General features: G+C 49.5%; 6 protein-coding genes. All 6 read left to right on the top strand.

Annotation, left to right across the window (positions count from 1 at the left end; translation table 11 throughout):
* Positions 1-84 precede the first annotated feature (84 nt).
* The 6 genes from NFS35_RS15105 (at position 85) to iolD (ending at position 7,494) form a co-directional block, all read left to right on the top strand.
* Positions 85-1,011, top strand: coding sequence for an ABC transporter permease (locus NFS35_RS15105; protein ID WP_251207954.1), 927 nt, complete (start codon positions 85-87; stop codon positions 1,009-1,011).
* Positions 1,011-1,877: a carbohydrate ABC transporter permease gene (locus tag NFS35_RS15100; RefSeq protein WP_251207953.1), complete on the top strand. Its 867-nt coding sequence runs from the start codon at positions 1,011-1,013 to the stop codon at positions 1,875-1,877. Before NFS35_RS15105 ends, NFS35_RS15100 begins: the two co-directional genes overlap by 1 nt.
* Before the next feature lie 60 nt (positions 1,878-1,937).
* A complete protein-coding gene (locus tag NFS35_RS15095) occupies positions 1,938-3,614 on the top strand; it encodes an extracellular solute-binding protein (RefSeq protein ID WP_251207952.1) in 1,677 nt (558 codons plus the stop codon).
* Between the two features lie 209 nt (positions 3,615-3,823).
* The gene (locus NFS35_RS15090) at positions 3,824-4,513 is read left to right on the top strand and encodes a hypothetical protein (RefSeq protein WP_251207951.1); all 690 of its coding nucleotides are present in this window, start codon (positions 3,824-3,826) and stop codon (positions 4,511-4,513) included.
* Positions 4,510-5,544 carry a 5-dehydro-2-deoxygluconokinase gene (gene iolC, locus NFS35_RS15085; protein ID WP_251207950.1) on the top strand — a complete coding sequence of 345 codons (1,035 nt, stop codon included), beginning with the start codon at positions 4,510-4,512 and terminating at the stop codon, positions 5,542-5,544. The genes NFS35_RS15090 and iolC overlap by 4 nt, the downstream gene beginning before the upstream one ends.
* A gap of 18 nt (positions 5,545-5,562) precedes the next feature.
* Entirely contained in the window at positions 5,563-7,494 is a 1,932-nt protein-coding gene (gene iolD / locus NFS35_RS15080; RefSeq protein ID WP_251207949.1) for a 3D-(3,5/4)-trihydroxycyclohexane-1,2-dione acylhydrolase (decyclizing), read from the top strand.
* Positions 7,495-7,499 lie beyond the last annotated feature (5 nt).

The following is a 7,499-nucleotide window of genomic DNA, read 5'->3' as shown; positions in this document are numbered from 1 at the left end:
CAGCTATTCATCAGATATGACTTTGTAACTTATTAACTGTATAGCTCTTGTGGCTATATCATCATTATACTAGGAGGAGGTTACATGGGAAAGAAAGCTCAAAGACAAAAAGTGAATCTTAAGCTGTACCTGAAGAATAACTGGCAGTTGTACGCAATGCTTGTGGTTCCGGTGGTTTATATGATTTTATTCAATTATAAACCAATGTTAGGCGTAGTTGTTGCATTTAAAAAATTTAATATCTTTCAGGGTATCTGGGACAGCCCCTGGATCGGATTTGCCAATTTCAATGAAGTGTTCTCGTCCAGAGATTTCTGGAGCGCACTGAAAAACACTCTGATCCTGAATCTGGGTGATTTGATCATAGGTTTCCCGATTCCCATATTCCTTGCGATATTCTTAAACGAGCTCCGGAGCAGCGTAGTGCGGAAGACCACGCAGACATTGCTGTACCTGCCGAACTTTTTATCATGGGTTATCATTTCCGGTATCGTGACCCAGCTGTTTTCAGCCAGCGGCCTGGTGAACAATATCCTGAATGTGATGGGGCTCGGCTCAGTGGCATTCTTAAGTAATTCCAGTATCTGGCGTTTCGTTTACTGGTTTGCGGGCGTCTGGCAGGGGGCAGGCTATTCCCTGATCGTATACCTGGCGGCGCTGATGGCAACGGACGCTTCCTTGGGTGAGGCGGCCTACATAGACGGAGCTACAAGGCTTCAGAGGATTTGGCATGTGACGCTGCCCCAGATCTCTTCCACCATTACTGTTCTTCTGATCATGCAGATCGGTAAGGTTGTAAACATCAGCTTCGACCGCCCTTACATGATGGCAAATACGCTGGTAAGGGATGCCGCCGACGTTATCAGTACTTACGTATATTCCGTAGGTCTTGCGGCAGGGCGCTTTGACTTCGCGACGGCGGTAGGCCTGTTCCAGACGGTGGTAGGCGTGGTCATGGTGCTTTCCGCTAATGCAGCGATCAAGAAAATGGGACAGGAGGGAATTATGTAATGAATGCATTGAATAGTAAAAATGAGAAAATATTCCAATTTTTCTGGACATTGTTCTTCATCGTTGTTACCTGCATTGCCATGGTTCCGATTCTACGGGTTGTCGCCATGTCTTTCAGTTCCAAAGATGCCATTACGGCAGGACGGGTATTTATCCTGCCGGTAGGCTTTAATACAGAGGCCTACGTCAGAGCCGTGAACAGCGGCAGCTTTATCCGGGCTTTCGGCTACTCCATTGTGCTGATGCTGGGTTCCACAGCGGTGAACCTGATCATGACGGTTCTGGCGGCTTATCCGCTTTCCAAAAAGAACCTGATTGGCGGCAGCCTGATCATGACATTGTTTGTAATGACCATGTACCTGAATCCCGGTGTTATCCCCACATATCTGAACGTAAGGGATTTCGGCCTGATCAACAAGGTGTGGGCTCTGATCATTCCCGGCGCGCTGAGCGCTTACAATATGATCATCATGTGCAATGCCTTTAAGGGAATCGATTCCGCTATCTATGAGGCGGCTACCATTGACGGATGCGGTCAGTTCAGGACATTGATGAGCGTGGCGCTTCCCCTGGTATATCCCACCATCGCTACCTTAGGCCTGTTCTATGCGGTAGGCCGTTGGAACGGTATCAACGACGTTATGTACTATATCAACGATTCTACCCTTTATACGGTACAGATGGTATTGAAGCAGTTTATTGAATCCGTGAACGTATCCGTGGAGGAAGGCGTGAACACCAATCTGGTGGCGGAAAACATCAAGGCGGCTAGTATCGTGATTTCCATGCTGCCTATGCTGATCGTATATCCTTTCGTACAGAAGTTCTTTACAAAGGGCATCATGGTAGGCGCAGTGAAAGGTTAAACTAACCTGGTTAAACTAACCTGGTTAATTTAATAAAAAACTTTAGGGAGGTAATTAGAAATGCAAAAAAAGAATTTACTCAAAAAGTCGCTGGCGATTTTAGTGGCGGCGGCAATGACTGCAGGGCTTGCAGGCTGCGGCGGATCAGGTGATTCCGGATCCTCCGAGCCTCCTTCATCCGGTTCTGCGGAATCCATAGAGGATTCACAGGATGCAGAAGGCGGCGAGGAAAGCAGCGCAGAAGGCAGCGAGGAAAGCAGCGCAGAAGGCGGCGAAGCGGCAGGCGACCTTTTCGGGGAAGAGACTGACATCCGCGTAATGGTGTGGGACAGAGGTAATGCCGCCCCCGGCACCACCACGGAGGATAACACCCTGACCCAGTGGATCAAGGACCAGGTAAAAGAGAAGTTCAACATCAATGTTACATATGTATCCGTTCCCAGATCCGGTTCCGACGATCAGCTGAATATCATGATGACGGGTGGGCAGGCGCCGGATATCGTGTTTACTTACGATCAGGCTCTGTATTATAACTATGCAAGTAACGGAGCGCTGACAGACCTGACAGACGCTTATGCAAAATACGGCGCTGACATTGCCAACTACTGTGCAGAGGCACAGCCTATTGGCGAGGTTGACGGCAAGCGTTTTGCAGTTATGAAACAGCGCGGTACCGCAAATGCCCGCCATACGGCCTATATCCGCCAGGACTGGCTGGACGAGCTTCAGATGGAAATGCCTACTACTAAGGAAGAGCTCGGCGAGTATCTGTATGCCGTAAAGGAAAAAGGTCTTGGAACTCCCTGGGCAATGAGCGGACGCGGCGATACAGAGAAGATGTATCTGAACTTTGTCGGTTCTTATGTGCCTCTTGAGGACGAGCGCAAGGCTTATATCTACAACGAAGCATACATGGCTGTCGCTCCGGAAGCAAAAGAAGGTATTAAGCAGCTGAACCAGTGGTACAATGACGGCCTGATCACCCAGGAATTCCCTACCGACACTTCGGAGGATGCGTTCATGGCAGCCGTTTCCAACGGTGAAGTGGGATTCGTGCTTGATGATACCACCCATATCTGGAATCCTACAGAGGTTTTGAACAATGCAGTAGGACATGAGACATTTGTTCCTGTTCTGCCTTTTGAACTTCCTGACGGTTCCTACAGGACTCCTTTCGAGTTCAGACATGCAATGTATGTAATGGTTCCCGCTGCTTCAGCTGATAAGGCAGAAGCCTGCATGAAGTACTTGAACTGGATGGCCGATCCCTCAGTGGCTGTAAACATCCGTTATACGCCTGAGCATGAGACCGACGAGCGCGGTGTTGCGCTTGACCTGGCTGAGGATGTAAGGAATGAGAAGGGCTATCCCGGAACACCTGATGACCTCAGCATCATGAACCTGAATTTTGACTGGGTAAATGACTATGACCTTATGGCTGAGGTTCAGTACGATAACCGTGCATCAGATTGGATTTCATCCGCTGACTGGTTTAAGAACTACTATGATGTATGTAATACAGGCAAGTATATCTTCCCGTCCTACGGTTATATTTCAGAGGATGAGCAGACATACGGCGCAGACGTAAAGACAAGGATGATCAACTTTGTCTATACATGTATCTGCTGCCCGTCCGACCAGTTTGAAGATACTTACCAGTCCGGCTATGAGGAGCTGGTAAATGCAGGACTTCAGAAAATCCTGGATGCAAGAGCTGCTTATTATGACAGCCTGTAATCCAATCGGATGAAGAGCAGAGGTTTTGAAAGAAATATGATAAAGAAAGAGGGTATCCGAAGTTCAATCTTACAGATGGAAGGGAGGATGCCCTTTCTTTGAAATATACTTCTTCCGCGTTACTTTGGAAAAAAGCCTGCGAAAGGCTGGGCGCTGCTGCGAGAGGATACGAAGAAGCCAAAAGGCTGATTTGATTATGGAGGAAAAGTATGAGAGACGAAAATATTTCTTGCGCTGCGGCTTATGTACCGCATCTGCGCTATGATAAGGCAGAGCCTTTTTCCCTGCAGGGGATTGGTTATACCATATACCATGAGACGGCAAAGAGCCCGTCCTGCAGGCGTATCATCGAAGTTCCGGAGGGCGGAACCGCAATTGAATATGCCTTTTACTATGATTTTGACATCCAGCACCTTTATGATCTGGAGCATTCTTTTGTATATCTGGATGGCGACGGCAGAGTGACAGGGGTGGAGAGCAGTTTTCACGGGAAATTCCTGAACAGCATGATAGAGAATGTCCTGGAGTTTGAAGGCAGCCATCCGGTTTTGTATGTACAGCCGGGGAAGCATGCGCTTCTTCCGGCTCCGGAGTATTTTAAGCTGGTCATTGACAGGGATTCCGCCTGTAATAAAGGCGCCGGGAGCGACGGGTTCCTGATCATGCCTATGTTTGAGGACCGGCTTTCCGCGGATGAGGAAATGAATCGGAAAGTGAAAGAATATATCCGCCGGAACTATTCCTTTGTGCCCGCCTGGGAGTTCGTGCCGGAAAGTCCTGACGGGCGGAAAGAGGAGGAAATGCTCATGCCCTATCAGGAACTGGACGGCTTGATTGCGGAAAGACTCCTTGATTGGGCTGAGAAAATTAGAAAATCAGGAAATGGAGGGAGAACATGAATCATATCGAATTTGATGAATCAAGGCCAATGGATCTGGTGCTCCTCGGAAGGGTGGCGATTGATTTCAATCCTGCGTACAACGATCAGGTGAAAGAGGGATTCAAGCCGCTGAAGAAGGTGCACATGTTTGAAAAGTTTGTGGGAGGTTCTCCGGCAAATATTGCGGTGGGCGTTGCCAGGCATGGATTGAAGGCGGGTTTTTTTGGCAAAGTGTCCGACGACCAGTTTGGGGATTTTGTAGTCGAGTACTTTGACGAGCAGGGCATCGACACTTCCCGTATTACCAGATGCACAGGCGGGGAAAAGCTGGGGCTTACTTTCACGGAAATGCTGTCCTCCAGTGAGAGCAGCATACTGATGTACCGCAACTGTATAGCGGATCTGCAGCTCCATGTGGATGATATTGATGAAGAATATATTAAAAATACAAAAGCGATTCTTATCTCCGGAACGGCCCTGGCAGAAAGCCCGTCCAGAGAGGCGGCCATCAAAGCGGTCATGCTGGCCCGGAAAAACAATACCAGGGTAATCTTTGACATAGATTACAGGGAGTATAACTGGAAGAATCGTGACGAGATCTCCATCTACTATTCGATTGTGGCAAAAGAGGCGGATATCATCATGGGTTCCCGGGAAGAATTTGACCTGACTGAGAAGCTGATCCAACCTGGCATGACCGATGAGGAGAGCGCGGCGCTATGGCAGGGGCATAATGCGAAGATTGTGGTGATTAAACATGGAATGAAAGGCTCTACGGCATATACCTGTGACGGACAGAGCTTCAGTATCAAGCCTTTCCCGGTAGAGGCGAGGAAAGGATTCGGCGGCGGTGATGGCTATGGATCCGGATTCCTGTACGGGCTGTATCAGGGATGGGAGATTATCGATTGTCTGGAATTTGGCTCTGCGGAAGCGTCCATGATGGTACGCAGCAATAACTGTTCGGATTCCCTACCGGATTCGGAAGAGGTGACGGCATTTATAAAAGAAGAAAAAGAGAAATTCGGCGAAATGATAGCCAGGGTTTAGGAGAGAAAGGAGCAGAAAATGGCAGAGACAATCAGAATGACAACCGCGCAGGCGATTGTAAAGTTTTTGGATAACCAGTATGTTTCCGTGGATGGAAAAGAGACCAAGTTCGTGGAAGGGTTTTTTACGATATTCGGACACGGCATAGCAGTGGGGCTTGGGGAAGCATTGGACAGCGAACCTGGCGGGCTGCGGGTCATGCAGGGAAGGAACGAGCAGGGAATGTGTCACGCGGCGATTGCATTCGCAAAGCAGAATCAGCGGAGAAAAATCATCGCATGCTCTTCTTCGGTGGGACCTGGTGCAGCCAATATGGTGACGGCATGTGCAACCGCTACCGTGAATAATATCCCCCTTTTGGTATTCCCGGCGGATACCTTTGCTTCCAGACAGCCGGATCCGGTGCTGCAGCAGCTGGAGCAGAGCTATTCTCTGGCAGTGTCCACCAATGATGCTTTCAGACCTGTCTGTAAGTACTGGGATCGCATCGCGAGGCCGGAGATGGTGATGACAGCGCTGATCAATGCGATGAGAGTTCTTACGGATCCTGCAGAGACCGGGGCATGCTGCATCGCGCTTCCGCAGGACGTGGAAGGAGAATCCTTTGACTATCCGGAATACTTCTTTGCCAAGAGGGTGCACCGGATTACCAGACCGGTTGCGGTGGAAGAAGAGCTGGAGGATGCGGCGCAGGTAATTGCGGGGGCAAAGAAACCTCTGGTCATCGTAGGCGGCGGTGTTCGTTATTCCGATGCCGGGGAAGAGGTGGAGAAGTTCTGTGAAGAATTCGGCATTCCTTTTGGCGAGACGCAGGCAGGGAAGAGCGCATGTGTATCCAGTCATCCGTATTGCCTTGGCGGTATCGGCGTGACAGGAACTTATGCATCCAATGTCATTGGAAAGGATGCGGATGTGGTCATTTCCATTGGTTCCCGTATGTCCGATTTCACCACGAGTTCTAAGCATCTTTTCCAAAATAAGAATGTGAAGTTTGTCTCCATCAATAATTGCAGATTCCATGCCTATAAAATGGATGCGGTAAAGGCAGTTGGCGATGCAAAGGCAACGGTAAAGGCTCTGGCAGACAAGCTCCGCGAAAGAGGATATCGGTCTGCCTACACTACGGAAATCGAAGAGGCGAAGAAAGCCTGGGATGAGGAGATGGAGCGCTTATCCGGTATTGCCTATACAGGGGATGATTTCGAGCCTGTGATTAAGGCGAGGGATCCCCGGACCATCCCCGAGTTCGTAAGGCTGACTGAGGGAAAGATTACCCAGACTGCAGCCCTCGCAGCAATCCGCAGAACGATTGATCGGGATGCTGTGATTATTACCGCGGGTGGTTCCCTTCCCAGCTGTATGCAGAGGATGTGGACTACGGACAAGAGGGGCGGCTATCATGCGGAGTACGGATATTCCTGTATGGGATATGAAGTGGCGGCCACTCTGGGCGTCAAGTTTGCCGAGCCGGATACGGAAGTATATTGCGTGGTAGGCGATGCCAGTTTCCAGATGCTCCACAGCGAGATCATGACTATCATGCAGGAGAAACAGAAAGTAAATATTCTGGTATTTGATAACTGTGGTTTTGGATGTATCAACAATCTGGAGATGAACCATGGCATCGGAAGCCTTGCCACAGAGTTTCGCTATACGGACGGCAAGAAGCCCACTGGCAATTTGATTCCGGTAAACTATGCGAAGGTGGCGGAGGGTTACGGACTGAAATCTTATACCTGCAGAACCATCGAAGAACTGGTTGCGGCACTGGAAGACGCGAAGACCCGGACCGTGGCGTGTCTGTTCGACTTGAAAGTGCTTCCGAAGACAATGACGGACGGCTATGAATCGTGGTGGAATGTGGGCATTGCGACGACTTCTAAAAAAGCGTCGGTAAGGGAAGCCTGTGAAGGGGTTCTGAAAGGAAGAAGCGAGTCCAGAGCATATTAAAGGAA

The sequence above is a fragment of the Acetatifactor aquisgranensis genome, assembly GCF_943193215.1.
Classification (GTDB): Bacteria; Bacillota; Clostridia; order Lachnospirales; family Lachnospiraceae; genus Acetatifactor; species Acetatifactor aquisgranensis.
Note: the sequence above shows the minus strand (reverse complement) of the source record. Positions and strands in the feature narration are given on the sequence as shown.

What these genes read in the sequence shown, in the direction of transcription:
- iolD (WP_251207949.1), top strand. Translation starts at nt 5,563, where the DNA reads ATGGCAGAGACAATCAGAATGACAACCGCGCAGGCGATTGTAAAGTTT.
- NFS35_RS15090 (WP_251207951.1), top strand. Translation starts at nt 3,824, where the DNA reads ATGAGAGACGAAAATATTTCTTGCGCTGCGGCTTATGTACCGCATCTG.
- NFS35_RS15095 (WP_251207952.1), top strand. Translation starts at nt 1,938, where the DNA reads ATGCAAAAAAAGAATTTACTCAAAAAGTCGCTGGCGATTTTAGTGGCG.
- NFS35_RS15105 (WP_251207954.1), top strand. Translation starts at nt 85, where the DNA reads ATGGGAAAGAAAGCTCAAAGACAAAAAGTGAATCTTAAGCTGTACCTG.
- iolC (WP_251207950.1), top strand. Translation starts at nt 4,510, where the DNA reads ATGAATCATATCGAATTTGATGAATCAAGGCCAATGGATCTGGTGCTC.
- NFS35_RS15100 (WP_251207953.1), top strand. Translation starts at nt 1,011, where the DNA reads ATGAATGCATTGAATAGTAAAAATGAGAAAATATTCCAATTTTTCTGG.